This is a genomic window from Nocardioides ginsengisoli (assembly GCF_039537225.1).
Lineage (GTDB): Bacteria > Actinomycetota > Actinomycetes > Propionibacteriales > Nocardioidaceae > Nocardioides > Nocardioides ginsengisoli.
Genome location: NZ_BAABAC010000023.1, coordinates 160446 through 179333 on the forward strand (window position 1 = coordinate 160446; position 18888 = coordinate 179333).

General features: G+C 69.4%; 19 protein-coding genes and 2 pseudogenes. 11 read left to right on the plus strand and 10 right to left on the minus strand.

The genetic code is table 11. The features are described from left to right. Positions 1-4: 4 nt before the first annotated feature. The 4 genes from AB4880_RS12330 to AB4880_RS12345 all read right to left on the minus strand — a co-directional run bounded on the left by AB4880_RS12330 (position 5) and on the right by AB4880_RS12345 (position 4856). Positions 5-1189, minus strand: coding sequence for a mandelate racemase/muconate lactonizing enzyme family protein (locus tag AB4880_RS12330; RefSeq protein ID WP_367919511.1), 1185 nt, complete (start codon positions 1187-1189; stop codon positions 5-7). Between the two features lie 144 nt (positions 1190-1333). Further along, complete coding sequence (ccrA, locus tag AB4880_RS12335) at positions 1334-2611, minus strand: crotonyl-CoA carboxylase/reductase (protein WP_179730247.1); 1278 nt, start codon at positions 2609-2611, stop codon at positions 1334-1336. A 170-nt stretch (positions 2612-2781) separates the two neighbouring features. After that, positions 2782-3978 (minus strand): MFS transporter, encoded by a 1197-nt coding sequence (locus AB4880_RS12340; protein WP_367919512.1) that lies wholly within the window; start codon positions 3976-3978, stop codon positions 2782-2784. Positions 3979-4004: 26 nt separating this feature from the next. After that, the gene (locus AB4880_RS12345) at positions 4005-4856 is read right to left on the minus strand and encodes an enoyl-CoA hydratase/isomerase family protein (protein ID WP_139622376.1); all 852 of its coding nucleotides are present in this window, start codon (positions 4854-4856) and stop codon (positions 4005-4007) included. Between the two features lie 162 nt (positions 4857-5018). Here AB4880_RS12345 and AB4880_RS12350 point away from each other — a divergent pair, with 162 nt between their 5' ends. Further along, complete coding sequence (locus AB4880_RS12350) at positions 5019-6269, plus strand: PucR family transcriptional regulator (RefSeq protein WP_367919513.1); 1251 nt, start codon at positions 5019-5021, stop codon at positions 6267-6269. Positions 6270-6290: 21 nt separating this feature from the next. On the opposite strand, the gene AB4880_RS12355 is transcribed toward AB4880_RS12350, so the two are convergent. Both AB4880_RS12355 and AB4880_RS12360 read right to left on the minus strand, forming a co-directional pair. After that, a complete protein-coding gene (locus AB4880_RS12355) occupies positions 6291-7067 on the minus strand; it encodes an MBL fold metallo-hydrolase (RefSeq protein WP_367919514.1) in 777 nt (258 codons plus the stop codon). A gap of 106 nt (positions 7068-7173) precedes the next feature. Further along, positions 7174-7896, minus strand: coding sequence for a FadR/GntR family transcriptional regulator (locus AB4880_RS12360; protein WP_158296520.1), 723 nt, complete (start codon positions 7894-7896; stop codon positions 7174-7176). Positions 7897-8098: 202 nt separating this feature from the next. Between AB4880_RS12360 and AB4880_RS12365 the strand changes: the two genes are divergently transcribed. Continuing rightward, positions 8099-8716: an MBL fold metallo-hydrolase gene (locus tag AB4880_RS12365; RefSeq protein ID WP_367919515.1), complete on the plus strand. Its 618-nt coding sequence runs from the start codon at positions 8099-8101 to the stop codon at positions 8714-8716. 68 nt (positions 8717-8784) lie between these two features. Here AB4880_RS12365 and AB4880_RS12370 read toward each other — a convergent pair whose 3' ends face one another. Next, a complete protein-coding gene (locus AB4880_RS12370; RefSeq protein WP_367919672.1) occupies positions 8785-10149 on the minus strand; it encodes a flavin monoamine oxidase family protein in 1365 nt (454 codons plus the stop codon). A gap of 83 nt (positions 10150-10232) precedes the next feature. Between AB4880_RS12370 and AB4880_RS12375 the strand changes: the two genes are divergently transcribed. The 5 genes and pseudogenes from AB4880_RS12375 to AB4880_RS26125 form a co-directional block, all read left to right on the plus strand. Then, positions 10233-10835: a TetR/AcrR family transcriptional regulator gene (locus tag AB4880_RS12375; protein WP_139622382.1), complete on the plus strand. Its 603-nt coding sequence runs from the start codon at positions 10233-10235 to the stop codon at positions 10833-10835. 485 nt (positions 10836-11320) lie between these two features. Next, positions 11321-14005 carry a MobF family relaxase gene (gene mobF, locus AB4880_RS12380; protein ID WP_367919516.1) on the plus strand — a complete coding sequence of 895 codons (2685 nt, stop codon included), beginning with the start codon at positions 11321-11323 and terminating at the stop codon, positions 14003-14005. Positions 14006-14267: 262 nt separating this feature from the next. Next, positions 14268-14483: a helix-turn-helix domain-containing protein gene (locus tag AB4880_RS12385; RefSeq protein ID WP_367919517.1), complete on the plus strand. Its 216-nt coding sequence runs from the start codon at positions 14268-14270 to the stop codon at positions 14481-14483. 9 nt (positions 14484-14492) lie between these two features. Beyond that, the gene (locus tag AB4880_RS12390; protein WP_139622385.1) at positions 14493-14756 is read left to right on the plus strand and encodes a helix-turn-helix domain-containing protein; all 264 of its coding nucleotides are present in this window, start codon (positions 14493-14495) and stop codon (positions 14754-14756) included. 23 nt (positions 14757-14779) lie between these two features. Further along, a pseudogene (locus tag AB4880_RS26125) lies at positions 14780-14848 on the plus strand (hypothetical protein); the annotation flags it as partial. A gap of 6 nt (positions 14849-14854) precedes the next feature. On the opposite strand, the gene AB4880_RS12395 reads toward AB4880_RS26125, so the two are convergent. After that, positions 14855-15301: a hypothetical protein gene (locus AB4880_RS12395; RefSeq protein ID WP_367919518.1), complete on the minus strand. Its 447-nt coding sequence runs from the start codon at positions 15299-15301 to the stop codon at positions 14855-14857. A gap of 30 nt (positions 15302-15331) precedes the next feature. On the opposite strand from AB4880_RS12395, the pseudogene AB4880_RS12400 reads away from it, so the two are divergent. Next, positions 15332-15745, plus strand: a pseudogene (locus AB4880_RS12400) (tyrosine-type recombinase/integrase); the annotation flags it as partial. A 234-nt stretch (positions 15746-15979) separates the two neighbouring features. Here AB4880_RS12400 and AB4880_RS12405 read toward each other — a convergent pair. After that, positions 15980-16924, minus strand: a complete 945-nt coding sequence (locus AB4880_RS12405; RefSeq protein WP_367919519.1) for a 1,4-dihydroxy-2-naphthoyl-CoA synthase — start codon at positions 16922-16924, stop codon at positions 15980-15982. Between the two features lie 72 nt (positions 16925-16996). On the opposite strand from AB4880_RS12405, the gene AB4880_RS12410 reads away from it, so the two are divergent. From AB4880_RS12410 to AB4880_RS12420, 3 genes are read left to right on the plus strand one after another with little or no spacing between them, the layout of a single operon-like run. Then, positions 16997-17374, plus strand: a complete 378-nt coding sequence (locus AB4880_RS12410; RefSeq protein ID WP_367919673.1) for a MerR family transcriptional regulator — start codon at positions 16997-16999, stop codon at positions 17372-17374. Next, the gene (trxA, locus tag AB4880_RS12415; protein ID WP_367919520.1) at positions 17371-17697 is read left to right on the plus strand and encodes a thioredoxin; all 327 of its coding nucleotides are present in this window, start codon (positions 17371-17373) and stop codon (positions 17695-17697) included. Before AB4880_RS12410 ends, trxA begins: the two co-directional genes overlap by 4 nt. Before the next feature lie 41 nt (positions 17698-17738). Beyond that, the gene (locus AB4880_RS12420; protein ID WP_367919521.1) at positions 17739-18188 is read left to right on the plus strand and encodes a nitroreductase family deazaflavin-dependent oxidoreductase; all 450 of its coding nucleotides are present in this window, start codon (positions 17739-17741) and stop codon (positions 18186-18188) included. 16 nt (positions 18189-18204) lie between these two features. On the opposite strand, the gene AB4880_RS12425 is transcribed toward AB4880_RS12420, so the two are convergent. After that, the gene (locus AB4880_RS12425; protein ID WP_367919522.1) at positions 18205-18816 is read right to left on the minus strand and encodes an ACT domain-containing protein; all 612 of its coding nucleotides are present in this window, start codon (positions 18814-18816) and stop codon (positions 18205-18207) included. Between the last annotated feature and the right edge of the window lie 72 nt (positions 18817-18888).

Genomic DNA, 18888 nt, shown 5'->3' on the forward strand with positions numbered 1-18888 from the left:
CAGGTCAGTTGACGAGGAGGGTCTCCGACTTCGCGTAGGCCTCGGGGGTGAGGTCCTGACCGATCCCCGGGAGATCCGGCACGGCGTAGTAGCCGTCGACCGGCTGGTAGTCGTAGAGGCAGGACGCGACGTTGTCCGGCATCAGACTCGTGTTGTTGTGCTCATGGATGACGAAGTTCGCAAGCACGGCCTCCAACTGGAGGGCGGCCGCGGTGGAGATCGGGCTGCCGATCAGGTGCAGTTGCACGCCGATGTCGTAGACGGCTGCCATGTCGGCGATCTTCTTCGTCTCGGTGAAGCCGCCGCTCGTGCCCAGATCGGGCTGAGCGATGTCGACGACCTGGTTCGCGATGAAGGGACGGAATCCGAACGCCGTGTAGAGCCGCTCGCCGGTCGCGATCGGGATCGACAGCTCGCGCTTGACCTTGGCCATCGCCTTCCAGTTGAGCGGCGCGGTCGGCTCCTCGTAGTAGAGGATGCGGAACCGCTCGAGCTCGCGGCCGAGCTGGACCGCCGTGCCGGCGTCGGTGTGGCAGTGCAGCTCGATGATGATGTCGAGGTCGTCGCCGCCCGCCTCGCGCACCGCCGCGATCCGGTCGACGGCCGTGCGGACCTGCTCGGCGGTCAGGACGCCCCGGGTGTTCCATCCCATCCACGTCCCGGCCAGGTCGAAGCCGATCGGGTTGACCTTCACGCAGTCGAAGCCGTCGGCGAGGGCCTTGCGGGTGGCCTCGGCGTACTCCTCGGGCTTGACCATCGCGCCCATGCGGGGCGACCAGTCGAACTGGATCTGCGAGGCGTAGCTGCGCAGGCGGGTGTTGGTCTGCCCGCCGAGGAGGCGATGGACCGGTACGTCGAGTGCCTTGCCCTTGATGTCCCACAGCGCGATGTCGATCGCGCTCATCACGGCGAAGATGAGGGTGCCACCGCCCATTCCCCAGAAGGTGGACCGATAGAGCCTCTCCCACACGGCGGTCGTGTCGAACGGATCCATCCCGAGGACGAGGGCACAGAAGTCGCGGGCCAGGCCGACCTGGCCGTGCGCGACGTTGCCCATCGGCAGGCCGATCTCGCCCACCCCATGGATGCCCTCGTCGGTCTCGACGCGCAACACGGTCGGACTCCAGGCGATCCCGAACTCGCCGGCGCCGGTGTCCAGTCGAACGATCTTCACAGCAGTGATGCGCATGGTCTCCCTTACCTGTCGGACAACTGACAACCTATGACCTACATTCAGCCTGTGTCAACGGTCACAGCCGAGATCCGACGCTGGATCCGCCTCCGGACGGGCCTGCTTGAGCTGCTGCTCCAACGCAGACCCGTCCGGTCCCGGCTAGCGGCGCCCGGCCGTCGGGTCCGCGGCACCCAGAAGGTGGACGGTGTTGCCGAAGACCTCCTCGCCGCGGCCCATCTGCGCGTGCGAACGAGGGATGTCGGTGAACGGGAGGACGCGTCCGACTACCGGATCGACGCTCCCCGCCCGCACCAGCTCGTTATAGGCGTAGGCCTGCGCGTCGTTCGTGCCGTGCGAGCCCTGGAGTCGCTTCTGGCGCGTCCAGTGGTAGCGCAGGTCGACCATGGCGTCGAAGCCCGTGGTGCCGGCGCAGATGACCACCATGCCGCCGGGCTCACAGAGGAAGATCGACGTCGGGATCGTCGCAGCCCCGGGGTGCTCGAAGACGATGGCGGGGTCCACCCGTCCTCCGGCGACCGCCCACAGGTCCTTGCCGAACGCGCGGACGCCGGCCGTCCAGGCCTTCTGGCCGGCCGCGTCGTCGACGAGCGGAGGGATGCCCCAGTGGTCGTACTTGCGGCGGTCGAGGTAGCCGATGGCGCCGTGCTTCATGGCGTACTCGCCGCGATCGTCGCCGGAGACGACGGCGACCGCTCGGCCTCCCGCCGCCCGGACGAGCTGGCAGGCCTGGGTGCCGAGTCCGCCCGAACCACCCCAGACGAGCACGAGGTCGCCCTCCTGCACGGTGTTGCCCTGCCAGCCGTGGAGCATGCGGTAGGCCGTCGTACCGACGAGCGTGGGAGCCGCCGACTCGGCCCAGGAGAGGTGCTCGGCCTTGGGCATCAGCTGGTGCGACTGGACCCGGGCGAACTGGCCGAAGGACCCGTAGTTCGTGTCGTAGCCCCAGATGCGGGCGCTGGGCGCGATCATCTGGTCCTTGCCGGCGGCGATCCAAGGGTCGTCCCGGTCCCACACGCCCGGGTGCACGACGACCTCGTCACCGACCTGCCAGTCGGTGACGTCCGCCCCGACGGCGTAGACGATGCCCGACGCGTCGGAGCCGCCGACGTGGAAGTCCTCCGGCTCGCCGCGCTTCTGGCGGGTCGCGACCTGGTCCACGGGATAGCCGCGCGCCGCCCAGACGTTGTTGTAGTTCACGCCGGCAGCCATCACGGCGACCAGCACCTCGTCCGGGCCGATCCGGGGCGTGGGCACCATCTCCGGGACGAACGCCGTCGCGGGATCGCCGAAGCGGTCCTGCCGCACGACCTGCGCGTGCATGCGCTCCGGTACGACGCCCAGCGGCGGAAGGGAGCCGATCTCGACCGGCGCGGCACCCGGGGTGACCACGGAGACGCGCTCCTCGTCGCCAACCATCATTCGAACCTCTCCTCTCAGTTCCTGCACGCGTCGCGCAGGAGGCGGAGACCGCGGCCCGGCAGGGGACGCGGTCGTCCACCGAGAGTGCCGAGCCCGACGCGGTGACCTCTATGGGAAGAGAGAGGACTTATCGCGAGACTGGTTGGGGTGTTCCTGAACCTCCCGCGTCAGGCGGCCAGCGCACGGGAGCCGGCCCTTCGTCGGTCGGCGGCGATCATCGCGAGGATCCCCACGGCGGGACCGAGCGCCAGCGCGACGAGCGCGGCGCGCCACGAGACGTGCTCGACCAACTGCGGGACGAGCCACAGCGACACCATCGTGGTGACATAGCCGAAGGCCAGTTGGAGGGACAGCGCTCCGCCGACGTAGTCGGGGTCCGCCGTCTCGGTGACCAGTGCCGAGAACTGGGCCGAGTCGGCGATCACCCAGAACCCCCAGAACGCGCAGAGCAGGACGGTGACGGTCAGCGGGAACGCGTCGTACGTCGCGGCGAGCACCAGCGCCGTGCCTCCCGAGCAGATCAGCGCGGTCAGCGCCGCGCGAGGACGACCCCACCGGTCCCCCAGCACGCCGCCGACGAGACAGCCCGCGGCTCCGGTCCCGATGCACACGAACGCGAGCAGCGCGGCGAGATTGTCGCCGTTCGGACGCTGGGCGACGGACGGCAGCGCGGCGATGAAGACGCCCACTCCGGCCCACATCGCGTAGAGCTCCCACATGTGACCGACATAGCCGAGGTTGGCCAGCACCACGTCCCGGTTGCGCATCGACCTGAAGCCTGCCGCGAGGCTGACCGGACGTCGAGGGAACGGGTGCGCGCCCTCACCCCGGACGACGCAGACGACGAGGCCACCGGCTGCCGAGAGCACGCTCGTGGTCGCGATGACCACGCGCCAGTCCACGCCGCCGACGGCGCCGACGAGGTGCGGGAGTGCCGAGCCGATCGTGAGCGCCCCGATCATGACGCCGAGGGCCTTGCCGCGGCTGCGCAGATACCACGTCGAGACCTCCTTGAGCGCAGGGGCATAGACGCCGGCGAGGAAGATCCCGGTGAGGATCCGCAGCGGGAGGGCCCCTCCCACGCCGTCGCAGAGGAGCAGTCCCGCATTGCATGCCGCGGCCCCCAGTCCGCCGATGCACATGAGCATCCGCCCCGGCACGGCGTCGACGAGGCCGGTCGCTGCGGAGAGCAGAGCTCCGACCACGAAGCCGAGCTGGACGGCGATCGTCAGTGCGGAGGTTTCCGCGGCCCCGAGTCCCCACTCGACCCGGAGCTGAGGCACCACGAAGGTCGCCGAGAACCAGGCGCTCATCGAGAGCAGGGTGCTGGCCGCGATCAGGCCCACGGCCACGACCGGTCGCATGGAGATCCCGGGGGCTCGGGACATCCTCAGCTCTGCCCGGAGAGGTGAGCCGCGACGACGGCGTCCAGGCGGTCCTGGAGGTCTCGCGGATGGTCCGGGTAGGTCGCGGGGCGCTTCTCCAGGAAGGCCGCCACTCCTTCCTGGCCGTCGGCGAGCGGTCGGATCGCCGCGGCGAGCGCCGGCTCGAGAGCCATGCCGACGTCGAGACCTTGACTCCGGGTCACCCGCAGCCCGGTCTTCACGGCGCGCACGACCGCCGGGGACGCCGACGCGATCTGCTTGCCCAGCTCGACGGCGCGGTCGACCGTGTCGGCCGGATCGCAGACCGCGGCGACGAACTGGCAGGCGAGTGCCTCGTCGGCGTCCATCGGCACTCCCGTCGCGAGGAGCTTGAACGCCGTCGGATAGGTGAGGACGTCGAGGATCCGGCTCAGCTGGCCGCCGACCGGCACCAGTCCGATCTTGGCGCCGACCGCACAGAAGCGGGCATTGCGACCGGCGATCCGCAAATCGCAGTTCAAGGCGAGGATGAACCCGGCGGCGTACGCATTGCCGTTGATCGCGCCGATGACGGGCGTGCCGAGCTCGGGTGGAGTGGTGAACGCAGCGTTGGCGACCGGGTCGCCCGCGGTCTCGGGATCCTCGAGCACCTCGCGGAGATCGTGACCGGCGGAGAACGAGGAGGTCCCGGCACCGGTCACCACGATGCACCGCACCGCAGGATCGGCGTCCGCCTCGTGCATCAGCTCCTTGAGGCGGGCGGCCATGTCTCCGCTGAAGGCGTTGCGCTTGGGCTCGTTGCAGAGGGTGAGCACGCGAACCGGCCCGTCGTCGTGAGCGTCGACCCTGGGGACGGTGACCGGTTCTACGGTTGTCATGTTCGTGTCTCTCCAGTTGCAGCGCGGCCGATGCCGCTCGGTACTGTCGGCACGTGATCGTGCCTACTTGCCGTTGGCGCCTGCTAGCGCAAGTCCGACAACTTCCGATGCCATCCCTTGCGTACTTCCTGAACTCCCGCCGAGCCGAAGGGGCGTCCGCTCATGGATGAGGGCCACGCCGCGATTCCGCTGCCCACGACCGAGCTGTCCCCTGACGCGCGTCGACTGGTGGAGCGCCTGCTGCTGCGCCGCGAGGAGTTGGCGCGGGCGATCGTGGCCGACGTCCGGCACGAGGTGGTCGACTACAGCGGCCTCGGACGGCTGACGGTCTCCGACGACATCCTGGCGACGGCCCTGCTCACGATCAGCGATCTCCTCGAGGGCCTCTTGGAGGAGGACACCGCGATGCGCGCGAACGTGGAGGCCATCCGGCGCAGCGCGTCCCGACGGGTCCACCAGGAGGTGAGCCTGCCGGCACTGCTCCACAGCTATCGGATCTGGGGTGCGAAGGTCTGGCAGGCGGTGCTCACGGAGGCCGAGGCGGACCCTGCCCTGCAGCAGGGCGCGCTCGAGCTGGTCACACCGATCTTCGCCTACGTCGACCTGCTCTCGATCACGTTGGCGCAGGTCTACGTGGAGGAGTCCGCCGGCGCCTTCCGCGGACGCGACGTGCTGCGCAGCGACGTCCTCGAGAGCCTGCTGCTGGGCAAGGCCCTCTCCGACCGGGCCCGGGTCGAGCTCGCCCGGCTGCACCTCTCGGGGGAGAGCGAGGTCGTCGTGATGCTCGTCCGGCTCACCGATGTCGCGCCGGAACGGCTGCGGGCGGAGTCCCTCGATGTGCTGCAGGCCTGCCGGGACCTCCTCGCCGCCGAGGTGAAGATGCTGCTCGGCGTACGCGACAGCGACGTGCTGTGCCTGGTCCGGCTGGCCAACCGGATGGAGGGCGATCCCCTGGTCGCCGCGGCTCACGAGCTGGCTGCGCGCAACCCGCTCTGGAGGGTCTGCGTCGGACGCCCCCACCAGGGCCTGGACGGCATCCCCCGCTCGTTCCGCGAGGCCCAGGACGCTGCCGCGGTCGCCGCCGCACAGCACCGGCGCGGCCGGGCCGTCCTCTTCTCCGAGGTGATCCTCGACCGGATCCTGGTCCACAGCGAGTACGCCGAGGAGCTGCTCGAGGAGGCGATGCGGCCGTTGGTGGCCTACGACGAGCGGCACTCCGCGGACCTGGTGCCGACGCTGCGCGCCTACGTGACCAACGACCTCAACATGACGCGCACGGCCAAGGACCTCCACGTCAACCCGAACACCGTCGCCTACCGGTTGCGGCGGATCGCGATGCTCACCGGGTACGACCCGACCCACTCGAGCGGAATGGTGACGCTGGCGTTGGCCCTGCGGCTGCTCGACGCCTGAGGGGGCGCGACCACCCGCTGATCAGACGGTCACGGAGATCGTCTCGCCCGGGCGTACCGGCAGGAAGCGATCGCCGAGACCGGCCGCCTCGAAGGCCGCCTGCATCGAGTCGGCACCCTCGGTGAAGTGCCGCCAGCCCTCGGTGTGGCACGGGACGATCCGCTTCGCCTCGACGAGTCGGGCGACCTCGACCATGCCGTCGTTCGGCATCGTGATCATCTCCCCGTCGTTCACCCCGTCGAAGCAGGCGCCACCGCCGTACATCACCACGACGTCGACCGGAGCGATGCGCGCCGCGACCTCCTTGGAGACGTCGAGTGAGTAGTTGTCACCGGTGAGATAGACGGTCGGAGCACCGGGCGCCTCGAGCAGGAAGCCGAGGACCTGTCCCATCACCTGGCACAGGGGCTCGGGACCATGCTGCGCGGGGAGGCCGGTGATCGTCATCGCGCCACCGCCGGGGAGCGGGACCTGCATCGACTCGAACTCGGCGAGCCCGTTGACCTCACCGCCGAGTCGTCCGGCACCGTCCGTGGTGGTGACGACGGTCGCGACGGCGAGCGCGACGGCGCGGCCCGCCGCGTCGAGGTGGTCGATGTGATGGTCGTGGGTGATCAGCACCAGGTCGACGGCGCCGATGTCGCTCGCCGCGATCGCCGGCTTCGTCGTCCTGACCAGTTCGACGCCGTCGTGGTGGTAGGTCTTCGGCGCGTCGAAGGTCGGGTCGACGAGGATGCGCAGTCCGGCGTAGTCGATGACATTGGTCGCTCCGCCGACCAGGGTGTAGGTCAGGTGCACGGTTGTTCCTCCGGTCCGGGGTTCCATCGATGAGGGGATCTGTCAGTTGTCGGACAGCCTACGACTCACCGAACCATGGCCGCACCGGTCTTGTCCAGCGCAGGCGCTACCGGTCGGCGCCCGGCTCCACGAGCGACGGGGGCAGATTGACGATCGAGTGGATCAGCGCGAGGGCGCCCGCCTCGTCACGACGTCGAAGCGCCTGCGCAAAGAGCTGATGGGTCTGGGCGCTCGCCTTGAGCGCGTCCGGGTAGGCCTCGGCCGTCTTGTCGAGATTCGAGCGGATGCGCAGCTTGAACAGGTCGCGGATGCTGCCGTACATCCACTCGTAGAGCGGGTTGTGACTGAGCTTGCACAGCGCCAGGTGGAACTCGTAGTCGTCGTCGAGATAGGTCCCGAGATCGTGCTCGCCCGCGCGAGCCAGCAGACTGTCGGCGAGCTCGACGAAGCGGTCGAGCTCCGCGTCACTCGCCCGCTCGACCGCCAACGACGTCGACGCCCTCTCGATCAGCTCCCGGAACTCGGTGACATGCGGAGTCATGGAGTCGCGCGCGACCAGGGGGCTGACCTCTCGGGAGAGCGACTCGAGCGAGCTGTCGCGCACGAAGGTGCCCTCGCCGACCCGGCTCTCGACCAGACCGAGCGTCGCGAGCTTCTGCAGTGCGGCCCGAACGGACGCGCGGCTGACGCCGTAGCTCTCCGACAGCGCATGCTCGGCCGGCAGCCTCACCCCGGGCTCGAACTCGCCGGCCAGGATGCGCGACATGAGATCGCTGAACACCTGCTGCGCGACGCTGTCGCGATTGATCTTCTCGATCGGGCGTACCACGTTGTGTCTGCTCCTCGGGCGACCGCGCATGTCCGTTGTCCGACAGGAGGGTACGACCTCCGCCGCCCCCAGGGATCGCTGGCTCCCCCGTCGGGCGCCGTGCGATGGTCCAAGTCTAGAACTTTCCGCGCGGACGACGGCGCCGTTGAATGCAGGCATCCATGCCGGACGGTGCGCCGGCCTGCCCTTCGAAGGAGTTCCCATGGACGACATCACCCTCCCCGACACCGCGGTCGACGACTGGGGGGTCCTGAGCGACGGCTACGCACCCTGGCCGCTCGGCGGCCTGGGCGAGACCGGCAGCGTCGCGGCGACGGTCTCCTTCGTCCGCAGCGGCGACCAGCGGATCATCCACGATCCCGGCCTGATCCGGAGCCGCTCGGCCGTCCTCGGCCCGCTCACCGAGCGGGGATTCTCCGCGGCAGAGGTGACCGACGTGGTCATCAGCCATCATCACCCTGACCACGCCCTGAACATCGCCTTGTTCGAGAACGCCCGCACGCATGACGTGTGGGGCATCTACAAGGACGATCAGTGGTACAGCCGGATGGCTGACGGCGCCGAGGTCGCACCCGGGGTGAAGCTCATCCAGACCCCGGGGCACACCGAGCAGGACATCACCACGCTCGTCCTCACCAAGGACGGCCCTGTCGTCTTCACCCACCTGTGGTGGACCGCCACGGTTCCCGAGGAGGATCCGTTCGCGGTCAACGCGGACCTTCTCCACCTCCACCGCGAGCGGATCCTGGGCCTGGACCCGATCCTCATCGTGCCCGGCCACGGCCCGGCGTTTGAGCCCACCAGCAGCACGCCTCGCTGAGCTCATGGCGACGACGCCCGGTCGGCTCCCATCGGGGAGCGACCGGGCGTCGTTGCGACCAGCGGGAGTCAGCCGAGAGCTGCGAGTACCTCGGCCGCCGCGCGCCGTCCGGAGCGGACGGCGCCCTCCATGTAGCCGTTCCAAACCTCGGCAGACTCGGCGCCGGCCCAATGGATCCGGCCCACCGGCTTGGCCAGGGCTTCGCCGAAACTGGTCCACGCACCGGCGCCGAGGCGTCCGCCGTAGCAGCCCCGGGTGAACTCCTCGGCCATCCAGTCCTGCTCGACGTAGTCGATGGGGTCTGCCGCCTCCGGGCCGAAGAATGTGACGAGCGACTCGACAGCCAAGTCCTTGCGCTGCTCCGGCGTCAGGTCGGCGACCGCGCGCGCCTCTGCCCCCTCGAAGAAGCCGACGATCACCCCGCAGGAGCCGTCATGGGGCGAGTTGTCGAGAGTGACGCTGAGCCCGCCGTCGTCGAAGTTGCTGGCGAGGCCGTTCAGGCCCGCCTCACGCCAGAATGGCTTCGGGTAGGCGATCTGCGTCTTGATGACCGAGCCCATCGGCATCTGCTGGGTCAGCGCGTCGCGCTGCGCCGGCAGGGCGGGCTCGTAGTCAATCCGCCCGGCCAGAGCCGGCGGAACCGTCACGATCACCCTTCGAGCAGTCACCTCTGCACCGTCTGCATGCACGTGGACGCCGGTGTCGGTCTGCACGATCCGGGTGACGCGCCTGCCGAGTCGAACCACGTCGCCCAGACCTTCGGCCAGGCGTTCGGAGATCTGGTGAGTGCCGCCGACGACACGCTGCTCCTGCGCGCCGCCCGTCGTACTGATGAGGACCTCCAGGCTGGTGTTCGACTTGACGTAGAACAGGAAGTGGAGGAGGGAGAGCTCCGCCGGCTCTGCGGCGAAGACACCACGCACCAGCGCCTGCCAGTACGCCACCGCCTCAGGCTCGGTGGTGTTCGAGCGGACCCACTCCGCGAAGGTGGTGGCGTCCAGGGTGGCCGCCTCCTCGGTGAGCCACGGGGCTGAGAGCGAGACGGTCTCCGCCAGCTCCGCGAGCAGTCCGGCCATCCGGTCGACCTCCGGGGCGGCCGTGGGCGTGAGGCCAAGCTGACTCAGGTCGGTGGCCCGGGTGACCTGACCGCGGAGGAGGGTGATCGGAACGCCGTCGTCGTACGACGCGAAGGTCTCCAGGCCGAGCTCGCCGACCAGCCCGAGCACCTCGGTGTGGCCCTCAGCGATCCACTGCCCGCCCATCTCGACGGCGACGCCGTTCTTGAGATGGCCGCCCAGGTTACGTCCGGCGACGCGGTCTCTCGCCTCCAGCACGATCACCCTCTGGCCTGCTGCCAGGAGGTCCCGTGCGGCCGTCAGCCCTGCCAGCCCAGCACCTACCACTACGACGTCGCAATCCATCTTGTCCTCAATTTCGGTCGGTTGTCCGACTTACGTTAGGTGGATCACGTTGTCCGTGCAAGAGTTCTCCGGCATTCGAAAAGAGAAGGAGTCCCGTGGCCTACGTCAGAGCAGCCGAGCGCGAGGAGCAGATCGTCGCCGCGACCCTCCGGGTCCTGAGAGCGACCGGCGTCGCGGGCCTGACCCTTCGCGCCGTTGCGACCGAAGCGGGCGTCCCTCTGGGAACGTTGCACTACGTGTTTCCGACGAAGGAGCTGCTCCTGCGGTCCGTGATCGACACCGTGATCCGCGATCTTGCGGCCGTGCTGCGCACGGACGTGGATCTCGATCGCGGCCTCGAGCACGCACTGCGCCAATCGATGATGAACTACTGGCGCCACCTGGTGGAGTCGGATACGAGCGGTCAGATCGTGCAGTACGAGCTCACGACCTACTCCGTGCGTTCAGAGAGCGCCCTGGCTCGCCTGCAGTACGAGTCATACGTGTCGGTCGCGAGCGAGCTGTTTGAGCAAGCAGCGACCGCCGCAGGCGAGGTTTGCGCCATCGCCTTCGATGAGTTGGCCCGGCTCTCCGTGGCGGGCACCGACGGTCTCATTCTCCAGTACCTCGCCGACCCCGCCCACGACCGCGCGATGATCGACTTGGAACGACTTCTCAAGATGTTGCACTCCCTTGCAGCCCCGCAAGCAGGCGGCTGACAAACTGCCAACCGAGATCTGACCTGCCGCGGTCGTCGCGATGCCCGGCATCTCGGCTGCCCGACACGTCCCAAGGCGCTGACGTGCACATGCCCCGCGCCTGAGCACGCACACTCGAAGAGACGTTCAGCTCGGTGCGTTCGTTTCGCTCCTGGCAGTCGCCGCTGTCCGGGAGGACGGCGGCCCGACTTACGTAAGCCATGGCTACTGGCGTTGGAAGTCGAGCAGGTTCTAGATCCCGAGTCTCGTCGTAAGACCTCGGAGCCGTCAGCACGATCACACCAGCACGCTTCGGATCGTTGTCGTCCCGCCCCTCATGACGTCCATTGACGAGTTCACCCACCACTTCCGGCAACGCCCTTCACAACCTCCCCACCGAGCGGCACGCATGCTACGAAGGTTCGTAGTTCGGTCCGTCCCCTTGGGACGGACCGTGCGTCATTTCTGGGGTGATTGACGAGTTGTGACGGGCGGTGACTCGGGCCATGCACGGTGGGGTGAAGTTCTACCGCGGCTGCGCGAAGGCAGCCCGGACCTACGTGGAGGCAGACCGCTCGCGGGCCGATGACTACTACCTGACTGAGGGTTCCGGGGTGGCGCAGCGCTTCGTCGCGACGCGAATTCCTGACGGTGGCACGACCGTCGCCGCGGCCGGCGACCTCGACGGGGACGGGTACGAGGCATGGGTCGCGGGCTACGACACCAACCGGCATCCGAAGGGCCGGCTGCGCACGGACGAGAAGGGGCTGCGGTTCGTCGAAGTCGTTGTCAATGGTCCGAAGACGTGGTCGCTGGCCGCATCGCTGCACCCTGAGATCGGTGACGTGTACGACGCCGTGCAAGAGCGGGCGGCGGTCGAGATCATCGGCTGGCTGGCGGAACACTCGACGACCCGGATCGGACCACGCGGACTGCAGGTCCAGGTCCCCGTCGAGAAGCTCGAGGCCGCGGTCGTGCGGCACTACACCTCCCGTGCTGGCGACCCGCACCGCCATCTGCACCTCCAGATCAACGCCCGAGTGTTCGCCCAAGGACGGTGGCGAGGTCTGCACTCGGTCGGGGTCGTGGACTCGATCGAGGCCATCAACGGCATCGGTCACGCCGCTGTCATGTGCGACCTCGAGTTCCGTCAGGTTCTTGCTGCCTACGGGTACACGCTCGCCCCCGACTCCGGCGAGATCGCGGAACTGGCTCCGTTCGCCGGCGAGTTCAGCCACCGCGCGGCGCAGATCGGCCGGCACGTCGACCGGTACGAGGCCCAGTGGCGCGCCGAGCACCCCGGCCAAGAGCCCGGCACCGGGCTGCGGCGGGCCTGGGACCGGCGGGCGTGGGCCGAGGCGCGGCCGGACAAGGTGGTCCCGACCGACGGCTCCGAGCTGGTCGCCCGGTGGCGCGAGGAGCTCCACGACCTCGGGTTCCGACCGCCCATCGTTGCCGCAAGGTTGTCGGCTGCCTCGGTCGGAGGGATCGATCGCGACGGCGTCACCGATCTGGTGCTCACCCGGCTCGGGTCACGTCGCTCGTCGTGGAACAGCGCGGACGTCCGCGGCGAGGTCGAACGGATCGTCGCGACCGCCGGCGTCGTCGTAGAACCGGTCGTGCGACGCGAGCTGGTCGAAGACCTCACCGCCCGAACCGTCGGCGCCTGTCTTCGGCTGGTGGACCGTGAAGACGTTCCCGATCACATCCGCTCGCTGACCTCCGAGCGGGTGCTCGCGGTCGAGACGGACCTGATCGGCCTCATCGCGCGGCGCGCTGACCAAGGCGGTCAGGATCCGTCGGCGACGCGACCGGTCCGGATCGGTCCCGTCGTCGCCCGGCGGCGCCTCGACGCCGGTCAGCGGCAGGTGGTCGCGACGCTCGTTGGTCGCAGTCCGTTGGTAGTCGTCGAGGGCGCCGCCGGCGCGGGCAAGACCACCACACTTGCGGCGACCGCTGCAGTCCTCGGGATGGAGGAGCGCCGGATGATGGTGGTGACGCCGACCCTGCGCGCCGCGCGAGTCGCCGAGGCCGAGGTCGGCACCCCGGCGTCGTCCGCAGCTTGGCTGGCCCATCAGTACGGCTACCGGTGGGACGCCGATGGCCGCTGGACACGCGAACCATTCGACGCCCGTGCCGGCCGACATCTCCTCGACCCACGAGCACGACTGACGCCCGGCGACCTGCTGCTCGTCGACGAGGCCGGGATGCTCGACCAGGACACCGCCCACGCCCTGTTCACCATCGCCGACGAGACCGGCGCCCGGCTCGCACTCATGGGCGACCGCCACCAGCTCCCCGCCGTCGGCCGCGGAGGCGTGCTCGACCACGCCACCCGCTGGACCCCGACCGATGCCCACGTCGGCCTCGACACCGTCCACCGGTTCACCGATCCCAGCTACGCCGACCTGTCGCTGCTGATGCGCACCGGCAACCGGCCCGTGCACGTCTTCGACCAGCTCCTCGAACGCGGCGCCATCGTCATCCACTCCACCGATGTCGAACGCACTGCCGTCCTCATCGAAGCGGGGGCCGCCGGTGACACCGTCATCAGCGACACCCGCGACCAGGTCGCCGACCTCAACGCCGGCATCCGCGACCGCCGCCACGCCGACCACCGCGCCGGCCACGGTGCCGACTCCAGCGACGTCCCGGTCGGTCGCACCCGGTCCGGCGAACCACTCTGGATCGGCGACCAGGTCACCACCCGACGCAACGACCGCGACCTCGACGTCGCCAACCGCGACCGCTGGACCATTACCGGAACCGATCACCATGGCACCCTCCAGATCCGAGGCGACCGAGGCACCCGAGCCCTCCCCCGCGACTACGCACAGGCCCATGTCGAGCTCGCCTACGCCACCACGGTCCACGGCGCCCAGGGCGACACCGTCGACCACGCCCACTTCGCCCTCAACGAGACCACCGGCGCCGCCGCGACCTACGTCGCCATGACCCGCGGCCGGCACTCCAACACCGCCCATCTCGTCGCCGACAGCGTCGAGGACGCCCGTCAGCAGTGGCTGGCGACGTTTGCCCGTGACAGGGCCGATCTCGGCCCCGCCCGTGCGCGCGAACGCGCCCTGGACGACATCGACCGCTACGGCCCCACCTCCCGCCGACGGAGGCCCGAGCACCAGGTTCCCCCACCCGTCCGGCAGGTTCCCCCCAGCCCGACCATCGGCTTCTGAACCTCCCCGCACCCGTCACCGGCACCGTCACCGGCACCGCGTCAAGGCCATCCGCAAAACGACTTAGGGGAACCTGCTGACCTGCGCAAACACCAGGTTCCCCCCAGGTATCCCCCTCCTCGAGGCGCAAAAGGGGGATACCTGCATCGTCATCATCGGTCCGTCCGGGATCGCACCCGTCGAGATCACTCGTCAGGAACTGATCGCTCCCAGTGCTTCTCCGGACCTAGGTGACTATCCACGACACCGAAGGGACCACCTGATGAACCCGATCGACATCCCCGCCGAGTGGAACGACAGCGCCCTGCTCACCTTCGAGGAGTTCTGCGCCCTCATCCACATCCCCCAACGCACCGTCCGCGACTGGCGCCGACGCGGCGTCGGCCCACGCTTCTGGCGCTTCAACGGCACCGGCCGCCTCTACACCACCGTCGCCGAAGTCCGGCGCTTCACCAACCCCGTCAACGCCGCCCGCTAGGAGCACCCAATGTCCACAGCCCGTCACGACCACGACGACCACGCCGACGACGAGATGCTCACCATCGATGAGGCCGCAGCCTTCCTCCGCGTCCCCGTCGCGACCATGCGCTACTGGCGCTACTGCGGCACCGGCCCGTTCAGCTTCAAGATCCAACGCCACGTCCGCTACTGGCGCACCGACCTCGTCCTCTGGCGAGCCGAGCAGGGTCGCCCACCCGCCGGTTCTCCACAGGCCGGCTCAAGTTCGCGACACGCCGCCGGCGACCACTGACACTGGAAGCAAAGGGAGCAGCCATGGCCGGCAACATCGCCAAACGGCCCGACGGGAGCTGGCGCGCCCGCTACCGCGACGAGCAAGGACGCGAGCGCTCACGCCACTTCGACCGCAAGATCGACGCGCAGCGCTGGCTCAACGAGATCGCGTCCGCCGTCCTGACCGGGACCTACGTCGATCCCGACGCCGGGAAGGTGACGTTCCAGGAGTTCTATGAGCGATGGTCCGTCCGGCAGCTGTGGGTGTCCTCGACGCGGACCAACGCCGACCTCGCCACCCGGTCGGTGCCCTTCGCCGACCTGTCGATGCGAAGCATCCGTCGCTCCCACATCGAGGAGTGGGTGAAGGACCAGAGCAGTCGTCTCGCGGCCACGACCATCAAGACGAGGTTCGTCGTCGTTCGGTCCGTCTTCCGAGCCGCCGTCACCGAGCGGGTGATCACCGCTGATCCATGCGCAGGCGTCGTCCTGCCCCGACGCCGCCGGGCAGACGCCGCAATGAGGATCCCGACGGTCGAGGAGGTAGGACGTCTGCTCGAGCACGCCGACAGTGAGCGGGTCTCGACCCTCAAGGGCTTCCGCGCCTACGTCGCTCTCTGCGCGTTCGCCGGCCTGAGGAAGGCCGAGGCCGCCGCAGTTCAAGTCGGCGATCTCGACCTGGCGGGCGGGCAGCTCGCGGTCACCCGGCAGCTCCAGCGGGAGGGGTCGACGTACGTCCTGCGTGCTCCCAAGTACGGCTCAGAACGAACCGTCTACCTGCCCGACCAACTCGTGGGCATCCTCGCCCGTCACGTCCGCGACCACGTCACGGAGCGCACCACGGAGCACTGGCTGTTCACCGTCGGAGACGAGCCGATGTACGACAACGCCATCCACTGGCGGTGGCGGGCCACCCGCTCTGCCGCCCACCTCACCCGCATCCGCCTCCACGACCTGCGCCACTTCTACGCCTCCGGGCTGATCGCGGCCGGGTGTGACGTCGTCACGGTGCAACGGGCACTCGGCCACTCCAGCGCGACGACCACGCTCAACACCTACAGCCACCTGTGGCCGACGGCCGAAGACCGCACCCGGGCGGCAGCCGCCGACCTGATGCGGCAAGCGCTGGCGACGCCCGCCGGAGGCCCGGAGGGCCCAGCGGAGGGACCTCTCTTGAATTTTGCGGACTTTTTGCGGACTAGAGAGGGTCCGCAACGCTCTGACCTGCGCAAACAGGCCGATTCAGTAGTACCAGGGGTACGGCGACCAGTCCGGCTCCCGCTTCTCCAGGAACTGGTCGCGGCCCTCCTGCGCCTCGTCCGTCATGTACGCCAGCCGCGTGGTCTCGCCCGCGAACAGTTGCTGTCCGACCAGCCCGTCGTCGAGCAGGTTGAACGAGTACTTGAGCATCCGCTGCGCCGTCGGGCTCTTGCCGTTGATCAGCCGGCCCCACTCCAGCGCGGTCGCCTCGAGCTCGGCGTGGGGGACGGAGCGGTTGGCGGCGCCCATCCGGACGGCGTCGTCGGCGTCGTACTCCTGGCCGAGGAAGAAGATCTCCCGCGCGAACTTCTGGCCCACCTGACGCGCCAGGTACGCCGAGCCGTAGCCGCCGTCGAACGACCCCACGTCGGCGTCGGTCTGCTTGAAGCGGGCGTGCTCGCGGGAGGCGAGGGCGAGGTCGCAGGTGACGAACAGGCTGTGGCCGCCGCCGGCCGCCCAGCCGGGGACGACGCAGATGACGATCTTCGGCATGAACCGGATCAGCCGCTGGCACTCGAGGATGTGCAGGCGGGCGAGCTTGGCCTTGTCGATCGGGCTCGGCTCCTCCTTGCCGGTGTCGCCGGCGCCGGCGTCGACGTCTTCGTACTGGTAGCCGGCGCGGCCACGGATCCGCTGGTCGCCGCCGGTGCAGAACGACCACTTGCCGTTCTTCGCGCTCGGGCCGTTGCCGGTCAGCAGTACGCAGCCGACGTCGGCGGACGTGCGCGCGTGCTCGAGGGTGCGGAGCAGCTCGTCGACGGTGTGCGGCCGGAAGGCGTTGAGGACGTCGGGCCGGTCGAAGGCGATCCGGACCGTGCCGTGCGCCTTGGCGCGGTGGTAGGTCAGGTCGGTCAGGTCCTCGAAGCCGGGGACGACGTCCCACTGGCTCGCGTCGAACGTCTCGCTCACGCCCTCGATCGCACTCATGACCCGAACGCTAGGCCATCCGCCTCCGCGGGCTTGACCTTGACCCCAGGGGCAAGGTCTACGGTCGGTCCCGTGCACATCAAGGACCTCGCCGAGCGCTCCGGCGTGAGCGTGAAGGCGGTGCGGTACTACGAGTCCCGCGGGCTGCTCGCGCCGACGCGGGCGGCCAACGGCTATCGCGAGTACGACGACGCCGACGTGGTCGTCGTCCGCGAGATCCGCGCGCTGCTCTCCCTCGGCCTCACCGCCGACGAGACGGTGCCCTTCGTCGAGTGCCTGCGCGCCGGCAACGACCGCGCCGACGTGTGCCCGTCGTCCCTCGACGCCTACCGACTGCGGATCGCCGAGATCGATAAGCGCATCGACGAGCTGAGCCGGCTGCGCGGCGAGCTGTCCGAGCTGCTCACCGACGCCGAGAACTACCCATCCCTCAACGAGGAGAAGCCATGACCCTGCAGGAGATCACCGACGCCGACTTCGAGACCGAGGTGCTGGGAGCCGATGTCCCCGTCCTGGTGGAGTTCTGGGCGCAGTGGTGCGGGCCGTGCCACCAGATCGCACCGGCCCTGGCCAAGATCGCCGACGAGCGCGCGGGCGCGCTGCGCGTGGTGAAGGTCAACAGCGACGAGAACCCGATCACGTCGTCCCGCTATCGCGTGATGGGCCTGCCGACGATGCTGGTGTTCCGCGACGGCGTACCGGTGCACGAGCTGCGCGGCGCGCGCCCCAAGGCCGCGCTCGACCGCGAGCTCGACCACGCGCTCGCGGGCTGAGCTCCTGGAATAGCCACCGCCCGCGTGCTCTTGTGGAAGTCATGACTCTTCTTCAAGGCGAGTACGAGCCGAGCTCCCAGCGGTGGGTCCGCGACCAGGTCGCCGAGTACGAGGCGTCGGGTGGCGAGCGCGCCAACACCCTGCGCGACAGCGGCGACCCGATCGTGGTGATCACGTCGGTCGGCGCCAAGTCCGGCAAGCTGCGCAAGAACCCGGTGATGCGGGTCGAGAAGGACGGCGTCTACGTCGCCATCGCCTCGAAGGGCGGCGCGCCCGACAACCCGAGCTGGTACGCCAACTTCGTCGCGCACCCCGACGTCGACCTGCAGGACGGCCCCGAGCCCCGGCCCTACCGGGCGCGCCTGGTCGAGGGCGAGGAGCGGCAGCAGTGGTGGGACCACGCGGTCGCGACGTGGCCGACCTATGCGTCGTACCAGGAGAAGACCGACCGGGAGATCCCGGTCTTCGTGCTCGAGCCCCGCGAGGCCTGAGCCCCGACCCTCGAGGTCAGGCGTTGGCGATCGTCACGGCGAGGCCGCACAGGTGGCCGAGCCGGGCGATCTCCGACTCCGCGAACTCCGGCCCGCCGCGCCGGCCGATCACGATGATGTCGTTGCCGTCGAGGCGCGCGGCCGCGAAGAGGGTGACCTCGTCGTCGGGAACTTCGAGCCGGGTCGGCGCCTCGATCTCGACGAACTCGAACTCGTCGGGCGCGGCGCTCGTCCCGTAGACGACGCCCTTGGCGCGGTGCACCCGCGCCGCCCAGTCGACCCGGAAGGTCGCGGGCAGCAGGTCGACGAGGGTGTCGAACGCCTTGTCGGGCGCGGCGGTGAGCTCCTCGACCGCCTCGAGGTCCATCATCAGGTTCCCGCCGGCCGGGTAGCGGCTGACGAAGAGCACCTCGACGCCGTCGAGCGCGTTGCACGCCGAGACCACGGAGTCGGGCATCATGCCCTGCTCGAGCTCGAGCAGGACGTCGTCGACGGCCGTGCCGTCGTCGGCGCGATGCTCGACGATCTCGATCGCCTCGATGTCGCCGCCCGCCATACCGATGGCCGTCGCGACGCGGCCCAGCGAACCGGGGACGTCGGGAAGCAGCACTCGCAGCAGGAACGGCATGATCTCGACACTAACCCGAGCAGGTTTCAGATCCGTTGCGGGCCCACCGGTTGAGCAGCGGTTTTCGTCGGC